The organism is Flavobacterium sp. HSC-61S13 (assembly GCF_024171535.1).
Classification (GTDB): Bacteria; Bacteroidota; Bacteroidia; order Flavobacteriales; family Flavobacteriaceae; genus Flavobacterium.
Window position 1 is genome coordinate 45298 of record NZ_JALJZV010000015.1, and the last position, 24002, is coordinate 69299.

Here is a 24002-nt window from a genome sequence, read left to right on the forward strand (position 1 = left end):
TTGTACTTCGTTGTTCTTGGCATAGTGTTGCTTTACCGACTTGGCATAGTGTTGCTTTACCGAAATACGGGTTAGAGCTGGAGTGCTTTTTTTGCTGTGATCAGTTGTTGGTCGGTTTTAAAAAGAATAGATGCTTGCGGTTATTGTTGCAACAAAGTTTTTTTCTTTTATATTTTTCTCGGATATTTATAGAATAAACCTTCTGAAATGATGACAACGAATCCGTTATACGTTAACTATATCTCTAGATTTGAAAATAAAACCGTTCAAAGTGTTTTGGTTGACCGGATTAATGTGGTGAAGAAAATACTGGAAATCGTTTCTGCTGTGGATAAATGGAATTACAAATATGCCGAGGAGAAATGGAGTATAAAGCAAGTCATTCAGCATTGTATCGATTGCGAACGCATTTTTAGTTATCGCGCTCTTCATATAGCCCGTCAAGATCCAAATCCTTTATTTGGGTTTGATGAAAATGCGTATGCTGCGCAAGCGACAGTTATTCATAAAAGTGGTGAAGCACTGATGTATGAATACATCTTATTAATGGAGAGTATTCGTTTGATGTATGATGGTTTTGAAGAAGTGGACTTGCAAAAGACTGGAGTAATCGCGACAAACCAGATTTCTGTAGGTGATATTGGATTTGTAATAGGAGGTCACAGTTTGCATCATATGGATGTAATTCTGGACCGATATCTTAAGGAGTAAAAAAAAAGAGCTATCTGAATGGATAGCTCTTTTTTTTGTATTAAAAACGGATGCTAAATAAGCCTTCCGGTTTGTTTTCTAGATTGTCAAAACGATCTGTGCATTCTTTGATCATAGCAATCGCTGCTGCTTTATCTCCAAATCCGTTCGTGATTACTTTTTTGCTTTCCAAGTCTTTATATACTTTGAAGAAGTGTTCTACTTCTTTTTTGAAATGTTCATTAACATCCTGAATATCGTTCAGTTTGTTCATGATTGGATCAGAAACAGGTACACAAAGAATTTTTTCATCAGGTCCTTTGTCGTCTTCCATATAAAAAATACCTACTGGCTTTACTTCAACTACCAATCCTGGGATAGTAGGTTCTGTAACCAATACCAATACGTCTAAAGGATCTCCGTCTAAAGCCAAGGTTTCTGGTATAAAACCATAATCAGCAGGATATCTCATAGCAGAATATAAAAGGCGATCAAAACGCAATCTTTTAAGGTCAAAATCGTATTCGTATTTATTTCTACTTCCTGTAGGGATTTCGACAAAAGCGTCGAAACTTTCAAAATTATTATTCATATATAATGTCTTTATTTCTTCATCTTATAATTGGAGTGCAAAAATAAGTTAAATCCTACTTTATACCAAGCTTTAAAGTCAATATTAGTTAATTGTTAGAAATAGAACCCAAAAGATCCTTTAACTCCAAATCGTTTTGCCTCAGGTAAATCGAGATAACTGCCTCTCCAAGAAAAGTCGATTCTAAAGAATTTAAAGATGTTGCCCACGCCGACATGATATTCCCAGTACACGTCCTCGGGAGCTCTATATGTGATGTTAGAAGCATTAAGAGCGATGTTTTCGTCGGATATACGACCGTATACTCCTCTAATTCCAACGATTTCGCGTAGGTTTAGGTCTCGTAAATACGGTATTCTAGAGAACAATCGGCCGTTAAAGTTGTGTTCGAGGTGTAATGATACATATTCGTCTGTGACGAATTCGTAATAATTCATCAAGCTATAAGCGTTATCAATCAAGAAATACGATTGATTACCCGGTACTACGTTTAATAAACCTAAAGGAACTTCGCCAAAGGTTTTACCTGTTTCAAAAGTTGTAGTCAGTCGGCCAAATCCACCGAGTAGCAAAGGTTGTCTATAATAAAATTGCAATCTTTGGTAGTCAAAATCACTGTTGAAAACCCCTTGCAATCCCTGACTGAAATTCAGGAATAAATGAGAATAATTAGCGTCAACATCTGTTCTGTCAACCCCAACGCCTATGGTTCGTCGATTCGGAGTGTAGTCTATGGATAAGCTAACTTCAGATTGAGTTACATTGCTTTTGGTAATACCGTTGTCCTTGTCGATATAATAGTCTAAACTAAAGGTTTCAGAGGCTGATTTGAGTGTGCGGAAACTAAAGGTTGAGGAAAACTTTAAGTTTTTAACCGGTTCAATTTCGAGCCCTAAAGTCGATAGGTTGATCGAGGTTAACTTAGAGTTGTCTCCACTGGCAAATAGCGAACTCGAAGCAAAACTACGTCCTAATATATTATTGGTTTCCGTTAGGCTGACTCCAATCTGTTCAATATCGCGACGATTACCTCCGTAGAGAATAAGTCGATTTGGGGTATTCAATAATATCTTTCCCGAAAGGCCGTACTTAAATTGACCGTCTTTAAATCCATAGGCGGTATAGCCTTCAAGACGCCATTTGTCATTAGGTCCAAAATAGGTTCGTCCGCCTGTTCGCAAACGGATGCCCTCAACATCATTGTATCCAAAAGAAGAGAAGATCGGTCCGTAATCAAATTTGCCGACTTGTATGTATTCGCTGGCTAAAACGGTACCCAATGAAAATAACTGTTTAAAACGTCGAACCGTTTGTAGGGTGTCGAGCATTTTATAAATACCTAATTCATCTTTGCTTAAAGGTTCAAAGCGATATTCCTGCCAAAATTCATCAGATTTGGTATAGATGGATTCGTTGTAGTCGTTGACTTCTTCCTTATAAAACTTTTCCTCCTTCTCTTTGTCGAAGACGTGATTTCTAAATAAGGTCGTTCGTTTTCCGTAAACTCCCTTTGATTTTTCTTTTTTGGAAAGACTAAAATCAGACATCATATAATCTTTTGTCAATAGAAAAACCGAGTCGTTTAACACGTCAAATTCCTGTTCGATATAGATGTCTTTTACCCAGTTGATGTTGGCACCTTTACTAGCTTCAAGGTTGATTTTTTTGATGGCAAAAGTACTGTCGTTGACCCAAAAGTCTCCCTTAAATGTCAACTCGTTTTTTCTGCGTGGATAGTACACAATATTATAACACCATTTGTTATCGATATACGCACTGTCTGCTAAAATATAATTGTATACGTTAATACCGGTTCTCGACAGTGGGCTGATAAAATCCTTATCAAAAAACTTCAGGTAGTTGTTGTAAATATCGTAATCGGCATAAAGGTCTTTGATAAAGGCGATGATATGCTGATTGGTGTTAAAACCCGAATTTTTGTTGGCAGAAGTTTTTTCAATGCTTTTAGATCTTACATTGTCTCCGTAGACATTGCTAAGTTTTTCATTGATGAAAATAGGCAGGTAAGTTTTACCCGTAATACTTGAGGTGTCGACGTGGTCAAAAATAAATTCCATGCCTTTAAAAATTCTCTTTTTTGTAAAAGCACTATCGATAGAATTCATGTCAAATTCTACTTTTTCATACTTCTCATATTCGTATTGTTTAAACATATGGAGCCCGTTTTGTTTTTTTCGAGCCCATATTTTACGAAGAATGTCTAAAGCGGGATTGTCTTTTTTGGAGGTTTTTCCAGTATATATTTTTACTTCAGCCAAAAGATTGTCCTCTTCAAGAGTGACTTTTAAGTCCAGATTCGTGCTTTTTGGCAATAGTACTTCCTTGGTTTTATAACCGATGAAGCTGATCACCAAAGTATCGTAATCCTTCTGAGATTCTAAATAGAATTTCCCCGATTCGTTAGCGATTACGCCTTGAGTTGAGTTTTTGAAATAAACGCTAGAGTAGGGAACGGCTTCGTTGTTTTTATCCTTAATCTGTCCACTGGCTTTTGTTTGAGCAAATGATACAATAGGGCAACAAAAAGCAATGATCAATAGAATGATTACCTTTTTCATAGTTGTAGCAATAAAAAAAACTCCATCAAAAAGATGGAGTTTCAAAGATAAGGTAATTTTGTTATTTGTATGCGACTTTTTTCACGGCTTTAATAACATCTTCAGAGTTTGGTAACCATTCTCTTAAAAGTTCTGGTGAATAAGGCGCAGGAGTATCTGCAGTTGTAATTCTTTGGATTGGTGCATCTAAATAATCGAAAGCTTGCTCTTGTACGATATAAGTGATTTCAGAAGCAACACTTCCGAATGGCCAAGCCTCTTCTAAAACTACCAAACGATTTGTTTTTTTGACAGATTTTAAAATAGTAGCGTGATCCATAGGACGAACCGTTCTTAGGTCAATGATCTCACAAGATATGCCGTCTTTAGCTAACGCTTCTGCAGCAATATAGGCTTCCTTGATGATTTTCCCAAATGAAACGATAGTTACATCGGTTCCTTCTCTTTTGATTTCGGCTACGCCTAATGGAATGATGTACTCGCCTTCAGGAACTTCTCCCTTGTCTCCATACATTTGTTCCGATTCCATAAAGATCACAGGATCGTTATCTCTAATTGCGGCTTTTAATAATCCCTTTGCATCATAAGGGTTTGAAGGAACTACGACCTTTAAACCAGGAGTGTTTGCAAACCAGTTTTCAAAAGCCTGAGAGTGTGTCGCTCCCAATTGTCCTGCTGAAGCAGTTGGACCTCTAAAAACTATAGGCATTGGAAATTGTCCGCCAGACATCTGACGCATTTTTGCTGCATTGTTGATGATCTGATCGATTCCAACTAAGGAGAAGTTGAAAGTCATAAACTCAACAATAGGGCGGTTACCATTCATGGCAGATCCTACAGCTATACCAGCAAATCCCAATTCAGCAATCGGGGTGTCAATAACTCTTTTCGGACCGAATTCGTCAAGCATACCTTTTGAAGCTTTGTAAGCCCCGTTGTATTCTGCAACTTCTTCACCCATTAAATATATCGTTTCGTCGCGGCGCATTTCTTCGCTCATCGCTTCACATATCGCTTCTCTAAATTGAATCGTTCTCATAATTTTTCTGTTTCCGTAATTTATAAGGTTGACAAAAATAAATAAATAAATTTATTAATCCTACAAATATGACAGTCCTTATCGCTGAGTTCGTGTTAACTATACGTGAAATAAAAATGTTTTTTTTATAAATAGATTTTAAAAGCAGTGACTCCACGTTGATTTATTCTTTTTCCGCTAAATTGAAATGCAAAAACACCGCATTATTCTTGTTTAATTTGATATTATGTTGTATATTATATAAAAGGAAATGGTTTGCTAAATGGCTTTTTTAGCGAAATATTCTAGGGAAAAGTTAAGGTAAGTCAATAATTGGATGAGCTCGCAGTTCTTGTAAATAGGCGTTCTAAAAATATTTTATATGCTTGCATAGTAAATATTTAAAAATAAATTATTATTTTCGTTCCAAGAAAATTGTAAAACACATAAACGTATATATAATGAAAATATTAGTTTGCATCAGCCATGTGCCTGATACTACTTCCAAGATTAATTTTGTGAATGGTGATTCAGAGTTTGATACTAACGGTGTTCAATTTGTTGTGAATCCCAATGATGAGTTTGGTTTGACACGTGCAATTTGGTTTAAAGAAAAACAAGGTGCACAAGTAACTGTAGTGAATGTAGGTGGTCCAGAAACTGAGGCTACACTTAGAAAAGCATTAGCTATAGGAGCAGATGAGGCTATTCGTGTTAATGCAGTTCCTACAGATGGTTTGTTTGTAGCGAAGCAATTGGCGGAAGTAGTAAAAAACGGATCGTTTGATTTGGTTATTGCTGGTAAGGAGTCCTTAGATTATAATGGAGCTATGGTTCCAGGAATGTTGGCTTCACTTTTAGGATATGATTTTGTTAATTCATGTATTGGATTAGAGGTTGATGGTACATCAGCTAAGGCTATTAGAGAAATCGATGGTGGAAAAGAAACGATTGCTGCAAACTTACCTTTGGTAGTAGGTGGTCAAAAAGGTATAGTAGAAGAGAAGGACTTAAGAATACCAAACATGCGTGGTATTATGACAGCTAGAACTAAGGCTTTAACGATTGTTGAGCCAATTGGTACTGTTGCTGCGACTAAAGTGATTCGATTTGAAAAACCAGCTCCAAAATCCGCTGTGAAATTGGTTAGCCCGGATAATTTAGATGAACTAGTAAACTTGTTGCACAACGAAGCAAAAGTGATCTAATCTAAATTTAAGTAAAAAATAATTATACCATCATTAAAATTAAGAATATGTCTATTTTAATATATGCTGAATCAGCAGAAGGAAAATTTAAAAAAGTAGCTTTAGAGTTAGCGTCTTATGCTAAGAAAGTAGCAGAAACGATGGGAACTACCGTTACTGCAGTGGCTGTAAATATATCAGATGTTAGTGAATTAGCTAACTACGGTGTAGATAAAGTTTTAAAGGTTACGAATGAGCAATTGAAAGCATTTAATGCCAAAGCTTACGCTGATGTGATCAAACAAGCAGCTCAAAAAGAAGGAACAAAATTAGTGGTGTTATCATCGACTACAGATAGTTTGTATTTAGCTCCAATTTTAGCAGTAGGTTTAGATGCGGGTTATGCGTCTAATGTTGTTGCTTTACCAGAGAGTACTAGTCCTTTTGTTGTAAAGAGAACGGCTTTTTCTAATAAAGCGTTTAATCATACAGAAATCAATTCGGATATTAAAGTTATTGCTTTAGGTAAAAACTCTTTTGGATTGGTTGAAAGTAACGGTCCTGCTGTTGCAGAAGATTTTGCTCCGTCTTTAAACAATGCTGATTTTACTTTAAAAGTAGAGCATGTTGAGAAAACGAGTGGTAAAGTAACTATTGCAGATGCGGATATTGTGGTATCTGCTGGACGTGGTTTAAAAGGACCGGAAAACTGGGGTATGATCGAAGAGTTGGCTTCTGTTTTAGGAGCGGCAACTGCTTGTTCTAAACCAGTTTCTGATTTGGATTGGAGACCTCACGAAGAACACGTAGGACAAACAGGAAAACCTGTGGCAGCCAATTTGTATATTGCAATTGGTATTTCTGGAGCGATTCAGCATATTGCAGGAATCAATGCTTCTAAAGTGAAAGTAGTAATTAACTCTGACGCTGAAGCGCCTTTCTTTAAAGTTGCTGACTATGGTGTTGTAGGTGATGCTTTTGAAATAGTACCAAAATTAATTGAAAAATTAAAAGAATTCAAAGCTAAGAATTCTTAGATTTTCAATTTACTCTTATATAAAAGGGCTGTCTAAATGAAGAAATTACTATCTTTGTTTGACAGCCCTTTGTTGTGATTATAAATAATAACTATGAGTTTAGTAAAGCTTAGTATAAAAGGGATTTCGTATAGCCATACTCAGAATGGAGCATATGCTTTGATCTTAAATGAAGTAGAAGGGGAACGTAAATTACCTATTGTTATTGGTGCCTTTGAGGCGCAATCGATTGCTATTGCCATCGAGAAAGAGATCAAACCTCCTCGACCTTTAACACATGATTTGTTTAAAAATTTCGCAGATCGATTTGATATCGTTGTCAAACAGGTCATTATTCATAAATTGGTAGATGGTATCTTTTTTTCTAGTATCATCTGCGAACGCGATGGTATCGAAGAAATTATCGATGCTCGAACTTCAGATGCCATAGCATTGGCTATTCGCTTTTTTGCTCCTATCTTCACCTATAAGAACATTTTAGATAAAGCGGGGATTATATTAAAATCATCCTCATTAGAAGATATGACACACGACGGTCCTCTTGAAGACGATACGGACTTTGAGCAAGAAACTGTACCGCAACAAGGTGTAAAACAAGGTGACTATGCACATTATAGTTTATCTGAACTTTATGAGTTGCTTGAAAATGCGGTGATGAAAGAGGATTATGAAAAGGCAGCAAAATTGAGGGACGAAGTTTCTAAGAGAGAGCTATAAGAAAACAATTGTCTTTGGCGGTATAATGTCAAGTGAATCACCCGTAAGGGAGGGTCAAATGGGAAGTTTAGACGCGAAGAGGAGTTTGCTTTTTTCGAATCATTTTAAATAGAATTCGTATCGAGTAAGAGATTTAAAAATCAGTTAAAGTTAAAGAAATCCATTTAAGATGGGGCTATACTAGTCAGGTTTGTCTTTTGAAACTTGCCCTAGAAACAGCCGGGATATCATAAATGTAAAAATATTATCTACATATGAAACAATATCTAGACTTGGTTAAAGAAGTTGTCGAAAGAGGAACTCAAAAAGGTGATCGTACCGGAACAGGGACAAAAAGTATTTTTGGACATCAATTGCGCTTTGATCTCAGTCAGGGATTTCCACTAGTGACTACCAAGAAGGTTCATTTAAAATCGATTATTCACGAGTTGTTGTGGTTTCTAAAAGGGGAAACAAACATCGCTTACTTAAAGCAAAATGGCGTAAAGATTTGGGATGAATGGGCCGATGAAAATGGAGATCTAGGTCCTGTTTATGGATATCAGTGGAGAAATTGGAATGGTGAGGGTATTGATCAAATCAAAGAATTAATCGATACTTTAAAAACCAATCCCAACAGCAGAAGAATGATGGTTACAGCTTGGAATCCAAGTGTAATGCCAGATACCTCACTTTCGTTTTCTGAAAACGTAGCTCTTGGAAAAGCGGCATTACCACCTTGTCATTCGTTTTTTCAGTTTTATGTGGCGGACGGCAAATTATCGTGCCAGCTTTATCAACGCAGTGCAGACCTCTTTTTAGGAGTGCCGTTTAATATTGCTTCCTATGCTTTGTTTGCCATGATGGTGGCGCAGGTTTGTGATCTGCAGTATGGCGATTTTATCCATACTTTTGGTGATGTACATATCTATAACAATCATATCGAACAAATTGAATTGCAATTGTCACGCACGCCAAAAGCCTTGCCGACAATGAGAATCAATCCAGCAGTTAAAGATATATTTTCATTTCAATATGAAGATTTCAGTTTAGAAAACTATGACCCGCATCCTGCGATCAAAGGAGCGGTTTCCGTTTAATTGTACAATTTTTAAATTTTTAAATCATGATGGATCCACTACAACACGAACTGTACGAAGATGCTCGTATTCGAGTAAAACAAAAGAAAAAACTGTTTTTTCATTTTGTGGTTTTTATCCTAGGAAGTATTTTTCTTTATATAGCGAATGAATACTTGGTTCAGGATACCACGGTAAAATGGTACTTATGGGCTACATCAATTTGGGCTTTGATTTTTGTCTTACATGCCATAAATGTGTTGATTGTCAATCGTTTTATGAATAAGAAATGGGAACGTACTCAGATCGATAAGTTGATGGAAAAACAACTTAAAAAAAGAGAGGAATTAGAGCGTCAAGTCGAAAAACAATTTCCTGTTTCGAACCCGAGTTCTTCTGATACGCAAATCTAAAAGTATTATCATGATTATATTGGTCGCTGCAGCAGCAGAAAATAATGCTTTAGGGAAAAACGGGGATTTGCTATGGCATTTACCAGATGACTTTAAGCATTTTAAAAGTTTAACTTCGGGTCATTATATCATAATGGGACGTAAAACATTTGAAACTTTTCCTAAGCCTTTACCAAATAGAAAACATGTGATCATTAGTCGAAACCCAAACTATACGGTTCCCGACGATTGTATTTTGGTCCATAGTATGGAAGCGGCTTTAAGGTTGACCCAAGCTCAAGAGGATGTTTATATTATTGGTGGCGGGGAGATTTATAATGAAGCCATGCCTTTTGCAGATAAAATTGAATTAACTCGTGTTCATGATTCCTATGAGGCAGACGCTTTTTTTCCTGTGATTGATCCGCAAAATTGGCAGTTACTCTCGGAAGTTGATCATCCTAAGGATGAAAAACACGCCACGGCATTTACTTTTCAAACCTGGGTAAGAAAATAAAAAATTAACATGAAAAAGTTGGGATTGTTTTTCGCACTACTGCTGGCTTTTTCATCTTTGGCACAGAATAATATCGAAGTCCAGTATTTGGGCAACGAGCCACTAAATGATGCTTTGTTTTTGGGTAAGGATGTTTTTGCATCGAGCTATTTAGTCAAAGATCAAGTGATTCTGATTAAAAGAGCAGAGTCTGAAAAGGAATTTCAAAATTTAAGTTTGGGACCTATAACTACGGTTGATGCAATCAATCCGATGCAACTAAGTGTTTTTTATAAACGGTTTAATACCGTGTTGCTGTTGGATAAAGAGTTGGTACTTATTAAAACCATTGCGCTTACAGAGCGTCATCCGCAACTGCAACCGGGATATGTTAGTATGAGTTCGCAGAATCGCTTGTGGCTATGGGATGAGTTAACCAATCAATTGGGATTACTAGCTGTACAAAGCTTGGTCTATACTTCGCTAACTACACCGTTCCCAGAACCTATTAAATACCGCCATTCCGACGTAAATTATTTTTATTGGATTTCAGAAGAAAACCTACTGTATTATAGTGATATTTATGGCAAAATCTCCAAGCCCTATCCATTGCCAGCATTCGAAGACATTCAGATAATCAGCCCACACAAGGTGATTTATCGAAACGATAACCAACTCTATTACTTGAATTTACAAACCGATGTACAGCAACAATTGCCAATAGGTGAAAAAAGCATTTCAGGATTCTTTTTTAACACCCAAATTTTGAGTATTTTTACCGATCTAGAAATTAAAAATTACCTTATAACTCTACCTTAAATGCATATAGCTATCGCTGGAAATATCGGAGCAGGAAAAACAACTTTAACTAAATTATTGGCCAAACATTATAAGTGGGAACCTCATTTTGAAGATGTGGTGGATAACCCTTATTTGGACGATTTCTATCACAAAATGGATCGTTGGTCTTTTAATCTGCAAATCTACTTTTTAAATAGCCGTTTTAGACAAGTTCTAAAAATCAGACAGAGTGGTAGCAAAACCATTCAAGATAGAACGATTTATGAGGATGCTCATATTTTTGCACCCAATTTACACGCCATGGGTTTGATGTCAAATCGCGATTATGAAAACTATACTTCCCTATTCGAAATGATGGAAGAATTGGTTGGAGCGCCAGATCTGTTAATTTACCTTAGGAGTTCTATTCCGAATCTAGTTGCTCAAATTCACAAACGAGGACGTGATTACGAAAACTCAATTTCAATTGAATATTTGAATCGTTTAAACGAACGGTATGAAGCGTGGATTCAAACCTATAATAAAGGAAAATTATTAATCATCGATGTGGATCAAATAAATTTCGTAGATGATCCTGAAGATTTGGGTAGTATCATCAATCGAATTGATGCTGAAATAAACGGATTGTTTTAATAGGAGTAAGCAGTAAACAACGATCGGTAATCAGTGGTTGTGTTCATTGCTAAAAAAGAGGGGCTGTCTTTGAAGACAGCCCCTCTTTTTTTATAGGCAATTAACAATAGAGGTGTTTTTAATGGTGCGGATAACAAACGAACTCCTGATTTGTGATATGATCTCTAATTTTGAAATTTTGTTTACCACAAAGTTTTGATAGGCATCCATGTCATCTAATAAGAGTTTTAAAAGGAAATCATAACTTCCTGCTATATATGAGGCTTCGAGAACCTCCTCTAAATTGGCGACATATTCTTCAAATTCCTCAAATAAAACTCCTTGATGTTTTACCAATGTGACTTGGCAATATACCAACAGCTTCTTTCCCAGTAGGGTAGGGTCAATAATGGCTGAGTAGTTTTTTATAATGCCGGATGACTCTAGTTTTTTTATACGCTCATGAACAGGTGTTACGGATAGATTGACTTTTTCCGCCAGTTGTTTGATAGATTGCTTGCTGTCAATCTGTAACTCAAAAAGTAATTTTTTGTCAATAGAATCAAGTATTGTCATAAATTTTTGGTTGTAAATTGGTGGTTTTCGTTTCAAAAATACAATAAAATACCTTGATAATGAATCCCCTATAATTTTATTAAAGGTAATAGTTTTTTTAAGAAAGTGATTTTTGTCGCTTTTTCAGTAATTGATTAAATTTTGTAATTAAGTGTTTGTGATTTTATAGAATAATAATCTTTAAAACATATATTCGTTAGAAATTGTTTTAATGTGTTAAAATTAATTTTTTGAAAGATAGCACTATTTTAATTTCTTTGCTCAACCTGCTTAAGGTTAAGATGAACTAATTTTAGTCTTGTGCCTTACTTTTAAAACTGATGCAGTAGGTTGGTTTTTTACAGTGGTTGTTTTTTATCATGAACTACCATAAAGGTGTTTTTATCACTTTTTTAATGTTAAATTATTGTCGTTATTTTTATTCTTATTTTATTTTTTTTATGTTTAAAAATTAAATAATCATAGATAGTACACTAACAATGAGAAACTACAAACTAAAAATATTTTGGTTTCTAATCGGTTATTTTCTGATTGGAATTTCTTTTGTTCTAAAATATGCCTGGGGATGGGCGGTGCCTCTTTTACTTCTTGCTGTTTTCTTTCTGATTGTCTTCATTAGGCTACTAATTCGAAAGGGGAATCTTAATTTATATGGAGTGCTAGGAATTTCTTTTCTGTTACTTCTAGTAGCCTTGATTAGGCCTTTCTCAGATTTGAAACTAGAAGCTGGACACGGCTTTTATAAAGAGCAGTTTGAAACGGATCAGGATGATCGAATGATGTTAAAAAAAATCCTTTTTAGCAGTGCTCAGGAGCAGGTGATGATTCGTGATAGTATTCGGTTGTCGCATATAAAAGTCAAGGATAGTTTGGGGCTTATTATAGACCCTCTGGATCAATATTATGCTGCCATGATCTACCATCATGGAAAAAGCTTAGCCGACGTAGAACGGGCTTTGGAATTGGCAACAGCTGCTTTTGATCAAGGGATTGCCCGCGCCGATTTTTTAAAGCGGGCGAGTTATGATAGAATTCAAATAAGAAAGGGGAAAAAGCAGAAATTTGGTACCCAATTTTAGTCTATTTGCCCATCCGCGAATAGCTGTATGGGCAAATCAGCTTGCTATTATTGGGTTATCTCACGAAATAAATGTTCTAAATTTTTATTTTTCACATGCAGGGAGAGTGTTTTCAAGCCCTGTTGTTGCGCAAAATCATAAACCAATGATCTTCGGTCTTCTCCGGCTTCAAACGTCAGTTCCCACTGATTGTCGTGTACGTTTTTAGCGCGGACCAATTGCGGGATTCGTAGAATGAATTGTTCTTCGATTTTAAAGTCAAATTCAACCGCTATAATTTGCTCACTATTTTGTTCCAACATATTGCCGAGCTTTTCGTCAGCGACAATTTTACCTTTTTTAATGATGATCACCCTTTCACAAAGTGCTTCGACTTCTTGCATAATATGAGTGGAAAGAAAAACGGTTTTGTCTTTACCGATGTTTTTAATCAGTTCGCGGATCTCCACCAATTGGTTGGGGTCAAGTCCTGTTGTAGGTTCATCGAGTATTAAGACCTCCGGATCGTGTAATAAAGCTGTAGCCAAACCAACTCTCTGGCGGTATCCCTTGGAGAGTTGTCCGATCTTTTTATGTGATTCCGGTTCTAGTCCAGTTAGTTGTATGACCTCTTCAATTCTAGAAGTCGCAACCTTATACAAGTCTGCATTATAGGCTAAATATTCTCTAACATATAGATCGAGATACAAGGGGTTGTGTTCAGCCAAATAACCGACCGATTTTTGTATCGAACGCGTATCCGTGTCCAAATCATATTCGTTGATTTGTGCAGAACCTTCATCCTTGTTTAGATAAGTGGTTAAGATTTTCATTAAGGTAGATTTTCCAGCACCATTGGGACCTAGAAAACCAACAATCTCACCTCTTGAAATGGAGAATGAAACGGAATCTAAGGCTTTTTGTTCACCGTAAAATTTACTGATATTCTTAACTACTATAGACATGATTAGCGTGGATTTGGAAACAAATGTAATTATTTTGAAGGCTTAAAAAAACAGTTGGTCAACAATTAATGAGAAAAACCAAAAGAAATACTCAGTCCGATGATAATAACTACAATAAGTGTGATCCAAACATATAAATAATCTTTTTCTAAGAGAAAGGATATCAGCGATAAGAGGATTCTCAATACCGGTGTCAGAAACAGCAGTAATATTCCTAAAAAGATAATCGATTCACCTTGTCCGTCCTTTATGCCTTCGAAAACATCGCGTAGAACGACTAGGATGTTTCGATTGTTTTCGGTAAAAGTGTCGTAGTGAACCATCTCTTGGTGATTGCCTAACAAAAAGATCAGTCCCCCGATTAAGGCAACACTTAGTGCAATCCAAACGCCATATCTCAATAAGTTTCCGATGATCGATTGAAAATCTTGATCATTAAATTTTTCGTGTGACATAAAATTAAATTTTGCCGTTTAGTCCGTTATAAATCATATTGGCAGCTAGAAATAGAATAAGAATAGCAAAGAACAAACGCAGTTTTTTCGTGTTTGCTTTAACCAATACTTTTGCTCCCGTCATCGCTCCAATTAATACACCAACTACCACGGGCATACAAATAGAAGGTTCGATATAGCCCTTCTGTATATAGATCACAGAACTCGCCATTGCCGTAACTCCCATCATAAAATTACTGGTTGTGGTTGAAACTTTAAATGGAATTTTCATGATATTATCCATCGCGATGACTTTAAAAGCACCGGAACCAATTCCGAGTAATCCCGACATCATTCCGGCTATACCCATCATGCTAAATCCACCGACAACATTTTTAGTACCATAGGCTACTCTTGTTCCATCTGCTGCGGGATAGGTGCTGGGTAAGCGCAGTTTCTCGGCTAAGGAACTAGATTGCAATACCAAGTGTTCCTCTTTTTTGCGTAGGGAATTGATCGAGGTGAAGATTAAGGTAAGTCCGAATATAACGGCTAAAAGCGAGGTAGGAGCAACCGTTGAAAGTAAAGCACCAACAACAGCACCAGCGGTGGTTGCAATTTCTAGAAAGATCCCCAAACGCATATTGGTGATCCCCTCTTTGACATAGGCGGCGGCAGATCCTGAAGAGGTGGCAATCACAGCAACTAAAGCTGTTCCTATGGCGTAGTGAATATCGACATTTAAAAAAACGGTCAACAGCGGTATGATGATGATGCCACCTCCCAAACCGGATAGCGAGCCTATAAAACCAGCTAAGAAGGCACCTAAGAAGAGGATTAATGTAAAAGTTAAGAGGGTCATTTTGGATAAATTTTTTTAAGAAACAATAAAATTAAAGGATTCTTTAGAAATAAAACGTAAAAATCAAATACTTTTTAAAATGTTGTTTCTATTTTTCGTAAGAAATAATGCAGTTTACCACGATCTTTTTGCGAGAACTATTTGATGAAATGCTCTTTGTTAAAGAAATACATACTAAATTTGCATTATGGAAAGGGATACATACACAAAAACCTGGATGGACGAATTCAAACAACCGGGACAACCTATGATTATTGCAGGACCTTGTAGTGCGGAAACACCAGAACAGGTCATGAGCATCGCAAAACAATTGCCAAAACAGGTCAGTGTATTTCGGGCTGGTATATGGAAACCTCGTACAAGACCCGGAGGATTTGAAGGGGTTGGAGCCATTGGATTAAAGTGGTTGCAAGAGGTGAAGCGCGAAACAGGACTTAAAATTGCGGTGGAGATTGCTACGGTACAACACGTAGAATTGGCATTGCAACACGATATAGATGTGCTTTGGATCGGTGCTCGAACAACGGTGAATCCTTTTGCAGTGCAAGAGATCGCGGATTGTTTAAAGGGAACGGATAAAATTGTATTAATCAAAAATCCAGTAAATCCAGATTTGGGATTGTGGTTAGGAGGAGTAGAACGCTTGATCAATGCCGGTATTTCACAAATTGGCGTCGTTCATAGAGGTTTTTCGACTTACGAAAAAACCAAATACCGCAATGTACCCGAATGGCAAATCGCTATAGATTTGAAAACGCAATTGCCCAATATTCCAATTTTCTGTGATCCCTCACATATCACTGGCGATCGAAACAGGATTTTAGAAGTGTCGCAACAAGCCTTGGATTTGAATTATGATGGCTTGATGATCGAAACACATAATGACCCCGATAAAGCATGGAGTGATGCAGCCCAACAAGTGACGCCACAACAATTGGGGCATATATTGGCTGCTTTAAAAGTTAGAAATCAAACCGATGAAACCGAAGAGTTTTTATCGCAGATCAACCGACATCGTTTGCAACTCGATGAGATGGATACCAAAATTTTGAATATCTTGGGAAAGAGAATGCAAATTGCCGATCAGATTGGAGCTTTGAAAAAAACAAAAAATGTGGCCGTTTTTCAACAGCAAAGATGGATTGCCGTTTTGGAAAAAATGTTACAAGAAGGTGAACAAAGAGGGTTGACCAAAGAATTTATTACTGCAGTATATGCGGCGATTCATCAAGAGAGCATCCAAAGGCAGGATAAGATTATAAATAAATAATAAAACGCGGTTTGCTTATAAAAATCGAATTCCGATTTGTAATGTAAACCGATTGTGAAATCATAGAAAAAAGGAAACTGCTGTATATTTACCGTTTAGGAATGTTTTGCTAGAAAGACAAACACGATAAAAAGGCTATATTAACAGGTTTTAACCATAAAAAATAACTGCATGAAGGGAATTGTTTATAAATCGACGGGAAGTTGGTATCATGTAAAGACTGAAGATGGAACATTCATTGAATGTAGAATAAAAGGGAAGTTTAGAATCAAGGGAATCAAAAGTACCAATCCAATATCGGTAGGTGACTTGGTGGAATTTGATTTGGAAACTTCTGCGGATGTACATACTGGGTTGATACATACCATCGCTGAACGTAAGAATTATATCGTTAGAAAATCAGTTAACCTATCTAAGCAAATACATATTATTGCATCTAATATCGATCAGGTTTTTTTAATGGTTACGATTAATAATCCGGTGACTACAACGAGTTTTATCGATCGATTTTTAGTGACTGCGGAAGCTTATGGAATTAAAACGGTTATTGTATTTAATAAAATCGATACGTTTGATGACGAAGCTTTAGATGAGCAGTTGTATTTACAGCACACCTATACCCAGATCGGTTACGAATGTTTAAGAGCATCGGCTTCAGAGAGAAAGGGTTTAGATGCTATTAAGGAAAAAATGATTGGTAAGGTATCTATGTTTTCGGGACATTCTGGAGTTGGGAAATCAACTTTGATCAATGCTATTGAACCGACATTAAATCTGAAAACCGCTGTGATTTCCGAACAGCATCAACAAGGGCAACACACTACGACTTTTGCGGAGATGTTTGACTTGTCTTTTGATGCACAAATCATCGATACCCCTGGTATTCGCGGATTTGGTATCGTGGATATGGAGAAACAAGAAGTGGGAAATTACTTTCCGGAATTCTTTGCTTTAAAAAACGACTGTAAGTTTAATAATTGCCTGCATCGCGAAGAACCGCATTGCGCGGTTAAAGACGCCTTAGACAACGATCAGATTGCATGGTCCAGATACCGCAGTTATACCCAAATACTCGATGGCGATGATGAACATTACCGCTCGGATATTTATGCTGACGGAAAAGGGGAAGTTTAATACAGTTTTTGTTTAAAATTTAATATTCACCAATTGAGAGTAGTCATTCAACGAGTTACCGAAGCCAGTGTAACGATAGATCAACAGCGAGTAGCAGAAATTCAGGCAGGCTTATTAGTCTTAGTGGGCATTGAAGAAATCGACCTTTTAGAAGACGTCAAATGGTTGTCTTCAAAAATTCTCAATTTACGCATTTTTAATGATGAGGCTGGCGTTATGAATAAGTCGGTTTTAGATATAGAGGGAGAGCTGTTGGTGGTTAGCCAATTTACTTTACATGCAGCGACTAAAAAAGGCAATCGCCCGTCCTATATCAAGGCTGCGAGACCTGAGGTTGCTATTCCGCTTTATGAGGCCTTCGTCAAAGAATTACAAGATAATCTGGGACGTACTGTTCAAACAGGTCGTTTCGGTGCAGATATGAAAGTGAATTTATGTAATGACGGGCCGGTCACAATTTTAATAGACTCCCAAAATAAAGAATAATATGAATTTCTTAAAAAAATATGGGCTATTTACGTTGATCTATTTGATTTTAACGGCTGTTATGTCAGATGATTTGTCCTGTTTATGGGCATTAAATGGTTACTGTATCGCTAATTTTCTAGGTAAATATGCAATCTTTATCCTGTTGATGTGGATATACGATCGGTTCTTTAAGAATAAAATATTTGGTAAAAAAACGATAAAATAAAATATCAAAATGAATATAGAAAACGCACAGTTAGATGTAGATCGTTGGATCAAAGAACACGGAGTTCGCTATTTTAATGAATTGACCAATATGGCTCAACTGACAGAGGAAGTCGGCGAAGTAGCGCGAATTATTGCGAGGAGATACGGCGAGCAATCTGAAAAAGAAAGCGACAAAAATAAGGATTTAGGCGAGGAATTGGCTGATGTGGTTTTTGTTGTGCTGTGTTTGGCAAACCAAACTGGCGTCAACCTACAGGAGGCTTTTGATAAAAAAATGGATTTTAAAACCAAACGCGACCACGACCGCCATCATAACAATGAAAAATTAAAGTAAACCTTTTGGAGGTTCTTTTTTATTTAATACTTTCTTAGTAAACGATTTATGAGGGTAGATATACAACGCAGTTCGATCATCAATAATCAGCGTATAAGGGTGTCTGGTAGTAAGTCGCAGACCAACCGACTTTTGCTCTTGCAAAAGTTGTATCCGAATATTCATTTACAAAATATTTCGGATTCCGACGATAGTCAGATGATGCAACACGGATTAGTAGCTGATCAAGAAGTAGTAGATATTCATCATGCAGGTACGGCTATGCGTTTTTTGACGGCCTATTTCGCTATGCAACCCAACCGCCAAGTATGGTTGACTGGGAGCTCTAGAATGAAAGAACGACCGATCAGTATTTTAGTAGAAGCATTAAGGCAATTAGGAGCGACTATTGAATATGTGGAGAAAGAGGGTTTTCCTCCTCTAAAAATCACAGGTAGAAAATTAACCGCAAATCAAGTCACCCTAAATCCAGCTATCAGCAGTCAATACATTTCTGCTTTACTGCTCATTGCTCCTCAGTTAGAAAACGGACTTACGCTGACTTTTAATGGAGAAGTCACCTCTAAACCCTATATTGAAATGACCTTATCGGTACTTTCAGAATTGGGTATACCTAATCAGTTTGTCGATAATACTGTCCGCGTTGATTATCAGGCAAAAGTAGCTGATAGCGAAATTATAATAGAATCCGATTGGTCCTCAGCCTCTTACTTTTATTCGATCATAGCCTTAGCTGAAGTAGGAACTGCCATCACCTTATCCAACTACCAAGAACGCAGTTTGCAGGGCGATGCTCGATTAGTAGCGTATTATCGCTCCCTTGGTGTGAAAAGTGTGTTTCAAGATCAATGTTTGACTTTGATCAAGCAGTCGGAATCGGTAAAGTACTTTGAAGCAGATTTAAGAGATACTCCTGATTTGGCTCAAACCATTGCGGTGACTTGTTTCGGACTGGGTATTGGCTGTGAACTATCCGGATTGCATACTTTGAAAATTAAAGAAACCGATCGATTGCTTGCCCTACAAATCGAATTAACTAAACTGGGAGCAGTAGTTTCCATCGATGGTGATGGTTTAAAAATAGAAGCAGGGTGTTCATTAATCTCGGGGGTTGCTATTGATACGTATCAAGATCATCGTATGGCCATGGCTTTTGCTCCTTTAGCCTTAAAAACTTCAATATCCATTAAGGATGCAGAGGTGGTTAGTAAATCATTTATCGATTTTTGGGAAAACCTGCAAACACTGGGCTTTCAGGCTACAATTGTTGATACAAACCCGACTTATTTAAAATAAACAGCAAAACACTTGACAACGCCTATCTTGGGGTCGTATATTTGCAAACTAAAATAGAAGAGCGGAATCTTTTATTATTTAATTAAATTTCAATAAGAATGAAGTTATCCCATTTTAATTTTAATTTGCCTGAGGAGTTATTGGCCGAGTTTCCTGCTGAAAACAGAGATGAAGCACGTCTGATGGTAATCAATCGTAAAACTCAAAAAATTGAACACAAGTTCTTTAAAGATTTAATAGATTATTTTGACGAAGGGGATGTAATGGTATTGAACAATACCAAAGTTTTTCCTGCTCGTTTATATGGGAATAAAGAAAAGACTGGTGCTAGAATTGAAGTTTTCTTACTTAGAGAATTAAATGCGGAACAACGTCTTTGGGATGTATTAGTAGATCCTGCGCGTAAAATTCGTATTGGAAATAAATTGTATTTCGGTGAAGATGATTCGTTGGTAGCTGAGGTAATTGATAACACGACATCAAGAGGAAGAACCTTGCGTTTTTTATATGACGGTTCTTACGAAGAGTTTAGAGAAAAATTAGCGGAATTAGGAGAAACTCCAATCCCTAAATACATCAATAGAGAAGTGGTACCAGAAGATGCAGAACGTTATCAAACGATCTATGCATCTGAGGAAGGAGCTGTTGCTGCACCGACTGCTGGTCTACACTTTTCAAAACACCTTTTGAAAAAATTAGAGATTAAGGGAATTCAGTTTGCAGAAGTTACGCTTCACATTGGATTAGGTACTTTTAATCCGGTTGAGGTGGAAGATTTGTCAAAACACAAGATGGATTCTGAAGAGATGAGAGTAACGCAAGAGGCTTGTGATATTGTCAACTCTGCTAAGGAAAGAAAAAGTAGAATCTGTGCCGTAGGAACAACATCTATGCGTGCCTTGGAGAGTTCTGTTTCTTCAAACCGTACTTTAAATCCTTTTGAAGGATGGACCAATAAGTTTATCTTTCCTCCATATGATTTTAGTATTGCAGATTGTATGGTAACTAACTTTCATATGCCAAAATCAACCTTGTTAATGATGATTTCTGCGTTTTGTGGACATGATTTAATGAAAGTAGCTTATGAAGAGGCTATAAAAGAAGGATATAAATTCTACTCTTATGGGGATGCGATGTTAATCATCTAAATCCTTTGATGGTAGTATAAAAATAGGGATTGTCTCAAAAAGACAATCCCTATTTTATTTATAAGCACGACCTACTTTATGATTATGACAGGCATCGATCTACTAATTTTTAATTTTTAGAACTAAAATCGAATTAGCTTTGATAATTCTATAAACTCCATTATTTTTACGAAACTGAAACGCTTATTATGAAATCAGTAGGTTGCTCCATCTGTTTGGTGGATTTCCTTGGTGGCTTCATAATAGTGCAGTGGATAAAACACCATAAAAAACTAGATATGAAATTTGATAATACGCTTGAATTTGCAGAAGCCTTAGATCAACAAGATGTTTTGGCTAAATATAGAGAGGAGTTTAACTTTCCGAAAGTAGCTGGTAAACAAGTTATTTATTTTACGGGAAACTCTTTGGGATTACAGCCTAAACGAGCTGTAACCTATGTTGATGAGGTAATGAAGGATTGGGCGGATTTAGCGGTGGAGGGACATTTTTATGCGGACAAACCGTGGTGGGATTATCACGAAAGATTCAGTGAGCCCTTAAGTAAAATTGTTGGAGCAAAACCTTCAGAGGTCACTGTGATGAATACTTTGACTGTGAACCTGCATTTGTTAATGGCTTCGTTTTATCGCCCGACGGCAAAAAAATATAAAATACTTTGCGAAGAGAAAGCATTTCCTAGTGATCAGTATCTAATTCAGACCCAAGTTCAGTTTCACGGTTTGGATCCTAAAGACACTATCGTTGAGGTCAAGCGTAGAGAAGGGGAGCATAATTTTAGGTTGGAAGATATCTTAGCTAAAATCGATGAGGTAGGTGATGAATTGGCTTTGGTATTAATCGGTGGGCTTAACTATTATACAGGACAAGTTTTAGATATGAAAACGATTACCGCAGCAGGGCATAAATACCAAGCCTATGTAGGTTGGGATTTGGCACATGCAGCAGGAAATATAGAATTGAAATTGCACGAGTGGGAAGCTGATTTTGCGGCCTGGTGTAGTTATAAATACATGAATTCAGGACCGGGTAATGCTTCGGGTTGCTTCATCCACGAAAAACACCATAATAATATGGACTTGCCGCGCTTAGGAGGCTGGTGGGGGCACAACAAAGACCGTCGTTTTTTGATGGAGCCGCAATACGATCCCATTCGCAGTGCACACGGTTGGCAAATCAGTAATTTGCCGGTTTTAACCTTGGCACCGTATTTGGCATCTGTTGAGATGTTTGATGAAATAGGTATGCCGAAACTCATTGAAAAGAGAGATCGTATTACAGCATATTTGGAATTTGTACTCAAAGATATCGCAGACGAAGTAGGAGGTGATTTTGAAATCATCACACCAGAGAATCCGTTGGAAAGAGCTAGTCAATTGTCGGTGTTGTTGCATGGAGAAGGAAGAGCTTTGTTTGAATACTTGATGAAAGAAGGGGTTATCGTAGATTGGAGAGAACCTAACGTGATCCGTTTAGCACCAGTGCCTTTGTACACTTCTTACAGTGATATTTATCACTTTGGAAATATATTAAAAAAAGGACTGGCTAATAAGGCATAAGTGTTTTAAATCGAATTTTCACCATTACAGTAAGTACAACTTTTGGTATTGAATTTGTTGATATGAAATTCAATATTTAATCCTAAATTTGTAGCATAAACAATTTTATAAAATGTCAACGAAGCAATACAAAATAGACAATTTTGATCCTTCACAGCCAGGATTAGCGGACGCATCAATTTATGGTTTGCCATTTACTGCTGAAGAAAGTGAAATTATTATTATTCCTGTGCCTTGGGAAGTAACTGTTAGTTATGGGGCTGGAGCATCTGAAGGACCGGAAGCGATTTTAGAGGCTTCTTATCAAGTAGATTTGTTGCACCAATCCTATCCGGAATTGTGGAAATTAGGTATTTTTTACGACGATGCTCCTAATAATTGGGCGGCAGATAGTGAGGAATATAAGGGTATGGCTCAGCCTATTATTGAAGCCTTAGAAAATGGAGAGGATGTTTCTACATTTCCTGCCTTGCAAGCCGATCTTGACAAGATTAATAAGGTTTGTAAACAACTGAAAGAACAAGTTAAAGATCGCGTACTGTATTGGATGAACTTAGGGAAAAAAGTGGTACTCTTAGGAGGGGATCACAGTACTCCTTTAGGTTATTATGAAGCATTAGCGGCTAAAAACGAAGATTTTGGAATCTTGCATTTTGATGCACATATGGATTTGCGTGAAGCTTATGAAGGTTTTACCTATTCCCATGCGTCGATTATGTATAACACATTAAAATTACCACAAGTCTCGAAAATTGTTCAAGTCGGAATACGCGATTTTTGTGAACAAGAATTAGAAACGGTTAAGAATTCTGGAAACAGGGTATTGGTACATACAGATTCGGATATAAAGGCTGCTGCTTTTGAGGGGAAATCATGGAAGGATCAATGTGATCAAATCATAGCTTCCTTACCGGAAAAGGTTTGTATTAGTTTTGATATAGATGGGCTTTATCGCTGGTATTGTCCGAATACGGGAACTCCTGTACCAGGAGGCTTGTCCTATGAAGAAGCGACGTACCTTATCAGCAAGTTGGCTAGTTCAAATAAGACTATAATTGGAATGGATTTGGTGGAAGTTGCACCTGGTGATGACGATTGGGATGGAAATGTGGGAGCTCGACTCTTATTCCACATGTGTGGAGCATTTGCGCAATCACAAGGTATGCAAACAGGTCAACCCATTTTATTCAATAAATAGAAAAATCCCCATGTTTGGGGATTTTTTTTAAGATTTGCGCCCTGTTATCAGGCGATATAAAATGGCAATAACTGCCAGTACTAATAAGATGTGTATAAAACTACCCACAGCCTCTCCAAAACCAAAATAACCTACTGCCCATCCTATAATTAGGATTACTGCAATTAACCAAACTAAATCTTTCATAACTTATTTTTTTTGATTAGTAATAGTAGTAAATTTATTAAAAAATAGACGAAAAAACGAATAATTATCAATTAATAAAAATATTAATTAATAATTAGCCGCTAGAA

At 36.9% G+C, this 24002-nt stretch carries 26 protein-coding genes; 18 read left to right on the forward strand and 8 right to left on the reverse strand.

The window, feature by feature from the left end; genetic code table 11:
* Positions 1-207: 207 nt before the first annotated feature.
* Positions 208-711, forward strand: a complete 504-nt coding sequence (locus L1275_RS13190; RefSeq protein ID WP_253474167.1) for a DinB family protein — start codon at positions 208-210, stop codon at positions 709-711.
* A 40-nt stretch (positions 712-751) separates the two neighbouring features.
* Here the strand turns inward: L1275_RS13190 and L1275_RS13195 are convergent, their stop codons facing one another.
* The 3 genes from L1275_RS13195 to L1275_RS13205 all read right to left on the reverse strand — a co-directional run bounded on the left by L1275_RS13195 (position 752) and on the right by L1275_RS13205 (position 4900).
* A complete protein-coding gene (locus L1275_RS13195) occupies positions 752-1282 on the reverse strand; it encodes an inorganic diphosphatase (RefSeq protein ID WP_253474170.1) in 531 nt (176 codons plus the stop codon).
* 95 nt (positions 1283-1377) lie between these two features.
* Positions 1378-3861: a DUF5686 and carboxypeptidase-like regulatory domain-containing protein gene (locus L1275_RS13200; RefSeq protein ID WP_253474173.1), complete on the reverse strand. Its 2484-nt coding sequence runs from the start codon at positions 3859-3861 to the stop codon at positions 1378-1380.
* 61 nt (positions 3862-3922) lie between these two features.
* Positions 3923-4900, reverse strand: a complete 978-nt coding sequence (locus L1275_RS13205) for a pyruvate dehydrogenase complex E1 component subunit beta (RefSeq protein WP_253474175.1) — start codon at positions 4898-4900, stop codon at positions 3923-3925.
* A gap of 440 nt (positions 4901-5340) precedes the next feature.
* Between L1275_RS13205 and L1275_RS13210 the strand changes: the two genes are divergently transcribed.
* The 8 genes from L1275_RS13210 to L1275_RS13245 all read left to right on the forward strand — a co-directional run bounded on the left by L1275_RS13210 (position 5341) and on the right by L1275_RS13245 (position 11200).
* The gene (locus L1275_RS13210) at positions 5341-6087 is read left to right on the forward strand and encodes an electron transfer flavoprotein subunit beta/FixA family protein (protein ID WP_253474178.1); all 747 of its coding nucleotides are present in this window, start codon (positions 5341-5343) and stop codon (positions 6085-6087) included.
* Positions 6088-6134: 47 nt separating this feature from the next.
* Complete coding sequence (locus tag L1275_RS13215; RefSeq protein WP_253474181.1) at positions 6135-7103, forward strand: electron transfer flavoprotein subunit alpha/FixB family protein; 969 nt, start codon at positions 6135-6137, stop codon at positions 7101-7103.
* 93 nt (positions 7104-7196) lie between these two features.
* Entirely contained in the window at positions 7197-7820 is a 624-nt protein-coding gene (locus tag L1275_RS13220) for a bifunctional nuclease family protein (protein WP_253474183.1), read from the forward strand.
* 254 nt (positions 7821-8074) lie between these two features.
* Positions 8075-8899, forward strand: coding sequence for a thymidylate synthase (locus L1275_RS13225; protein ID WP_253474186.1), 825 nt, complete (start codon positions 8075-8077; stop codon positions 8897-8899).
* A gap of 26 nt (positions 8900-8925) precedes the next feature.
* On the forward strand, positions 8926-9291 hold the full coding sequence (locus L1275_RS13230) for a 2TM domain-containing protein (protein ID WP_253474188.1): 366 nt from the start codon (positions 8926-8928) through the stop codon (positions 9289-9291).
* Positions 9292-9301: 10 nt separating this feature from the next.
* Entirely contained in the window at positions 9302-9787 is a 486-nt protein-coding gene (locus L1275_RS13235; RefSeq protein ID WP_253474190.1) for a dihydrofolate reductase, read from the forward strand.
* 9 nt (positions 9788-9796) lie between these two features.
* Positions 9797-10585, forward strand: a complete 789-nt coding sequence (locus L1275_RS13240; protein WP_253474192.1) for a hypothetical protein — start codon at positions 9797-9799, stop codon at positions 10583-10585.
* Complete coding sequence (locus tag L1275_RS13245; protein WP_253474194.1) at positions 10586-11200, forward strand: deoxynucleoside kinase; 615 nt, start codon at positions 10586-10588, stop codon at positions 11198-11200. It abuts the gene before it with no gap.
* A 90-nt stretch (positions 11201-11290) separates the two neighbouring features.
* On the opposite strand, the gene L1275_RS13250 is transcribed toward L1275_RS13245, so the two are convergent.
* Positions 11291-11755 carry an Lrp/AsnC family transcriptional regulator gene (locus L1275_RS13250; RefSeq protein WP_253474196.1) on the reverse strand — a complete coding sequence of 155 codons (465 nt, stop codon included), beginning with the start codon at positions 11753-11755 and terminating at the stop codon, positions 11291-11293.
* A 479-nt stretch (positions 11756-12234) separates the two neighbouring features.
* Here L1275_RS13250 and L1275_RS13255 point away from each other — a divergent pair, with 479 nt between their 5' ends.
* Positions 12235-12834: a hypothetical protein gene (locus tag L1275_RS13255; RefSeq protein WP_253474198.1), complete on the forward strand. Its 600-nt coding sequence runs from the start codon at positions 12235-12237 to the stop codon at positions 12832-12834.
* A 47-nt stretch (positions 12835-12881) separates the two neighbouring features.
* On the opposite strand, the gene gldA is transcribed toward L1275_RS13255, so the two are convergent.
* From gldA to L1275_RS13270, 3 genes are all read right to left on the reverse strand, one after another.
* Positions 12882-13778: a gliding motility-associated ABC transporter ATP-binding subunit GldA gene (gene gldA, locus L1275_RS13260; RefSeq protein WP_253474199.1), complete on the reverse strand. Its 897-nt coding sequence runs from the start codon at positions 13776-13778 to the stop codon at positions 12882-12884.
* A gap of 65 nt (positions 13779-13843) precedes the next feature.
* A complete protein-coding gene (locus L1275_RS13265; RefSeq protein ID WP_253474201.1) occupies positions 13844-14233 on the reverse strand; it encodes a DUF1634 domain-containing protein in 390 nt (129 codons plus the stop codon).
* A gap of 4 nt (positions 14234-14237) precedes the next feature.
* Entirely contained in the window at positions 14238-15074 is an 837-nt protein-coding gene (locus tag L1275_RS13270) for a sulfite exporter TauE/SafE family protein (protein WP_253474203.1), read from the reverse strand.
* Between the two features lie 187 nt (positions 15075-15261).
* Here L1275_RS13270 and L1275_RS13275 point away from each other — a divergent pair, with 187 nt between their 5' ends.
* From L1275_RS13275 to L1275_RS13310, 8 genes are all read left to right on the forward strand, one after another.
* Entirely contained in the window at positions 15262-16344 is a 1083-nt protein-coding gene (locus L1275_RS13275; RefSeq protein WP_253474205.1) for a chorismate mutase, read from the forward strand.
* A gap of 171 nt (positions 16345-16515) precedes the next feature.
* A complete protein-coding gene (gene rsgA, locus L1275_RS13280) occupies positions 16516-17478 on the forward strand; it encodes a ribosome small subunit-dependent GTPase A (RefSeq protein ID WP_253474207.1) in 963 nt (320 codons plus the stop codon).
* Positions 17479-17511: 33 nt separating this feature from the next.
* The gene (gene dtd / locus L1275_RS13285; protein WP_253474209.1) at positions 17512-17964 is read left to right on the forward strand and encodes a D-aminoacyl-tRNA deacylase; all 453 of its coding nucleotides are present in this window, start codon (positions 17512-17514) and stop codon (positions 17962-17964) included.
* Between the two features lie 217 nt (positions 17965-18181).
* Complete coding sequence (locus tag L1275_RS13290; protein ID WP_253474212.1) at positions 18182-18508, forward strand: nucleotide pyrophosphohydrolase; 327 nt, start codon at positions 18182-18184, stop codon at positions 18506-18508.
* Between the two features lie 48 nt (positions 18509-18556).
* Entirely contained in the window at positions 18557-19804 is a 1248-nt protein-coding gene (locus L1275_RS13295) for a 3-phosphoshikimate 1-carboxyvinyltransferase (RefSeq protein WP_253474216.1), read from the forward strand.
* 98 nt (positions 19805-19902) lie between these two features.
* A complete protein-coding gene (gene queA / locus L1275_RS13300; protein ID WP_253474219.1) occupies positions 19903-20952 on the forward strand; it encodes a tRNA preQ1(34) S-adenosylmethionine ribosyltransferase-isomerase QueA in 1050 nt (349 codons plus the stop codon).
* A gap of 278 nt (positions 20953-21230) precedes the next feature.
* Positions 21231-22511 (forward strand): kynureninase, encoded by a 1281-nt coding sequence (gene kynU, locus L1275_RS13305; RefSeq protein ID WP_253474222.1) that lies wholly within the window; start codon positions 21231-21233, stop codon positions 22509-22511.
* A gap of 112 nt (positions 22512-22623) precedes the next feature.
* Entirely contained in the window at positions 22624-23709 is a 1086-nt protein-coding gene (locus L1275_RS13310; protein ID WP_253474225.1) for an agmatinase family protein, read from the forward strand.
* Positions 23710-23736: 27 nt separating this feature from the next.
* On the opposite strand, the gene L1275_RS13315 is transcribed toward L1275_RS13310, so the two are convergent.
* Positions 23737-23895: a lmo0937 family membrane protein gene (locus L1275_RS13315; RefSeq protein WP_253474228.1), complete on the reverse strand. Its 159-nt coding sequence runs from the start codon at positions 23893-23895 to the stop codon at positions 23737-23739.
* Positions 23896-24002: the final 107 nt, after the last annotated feature.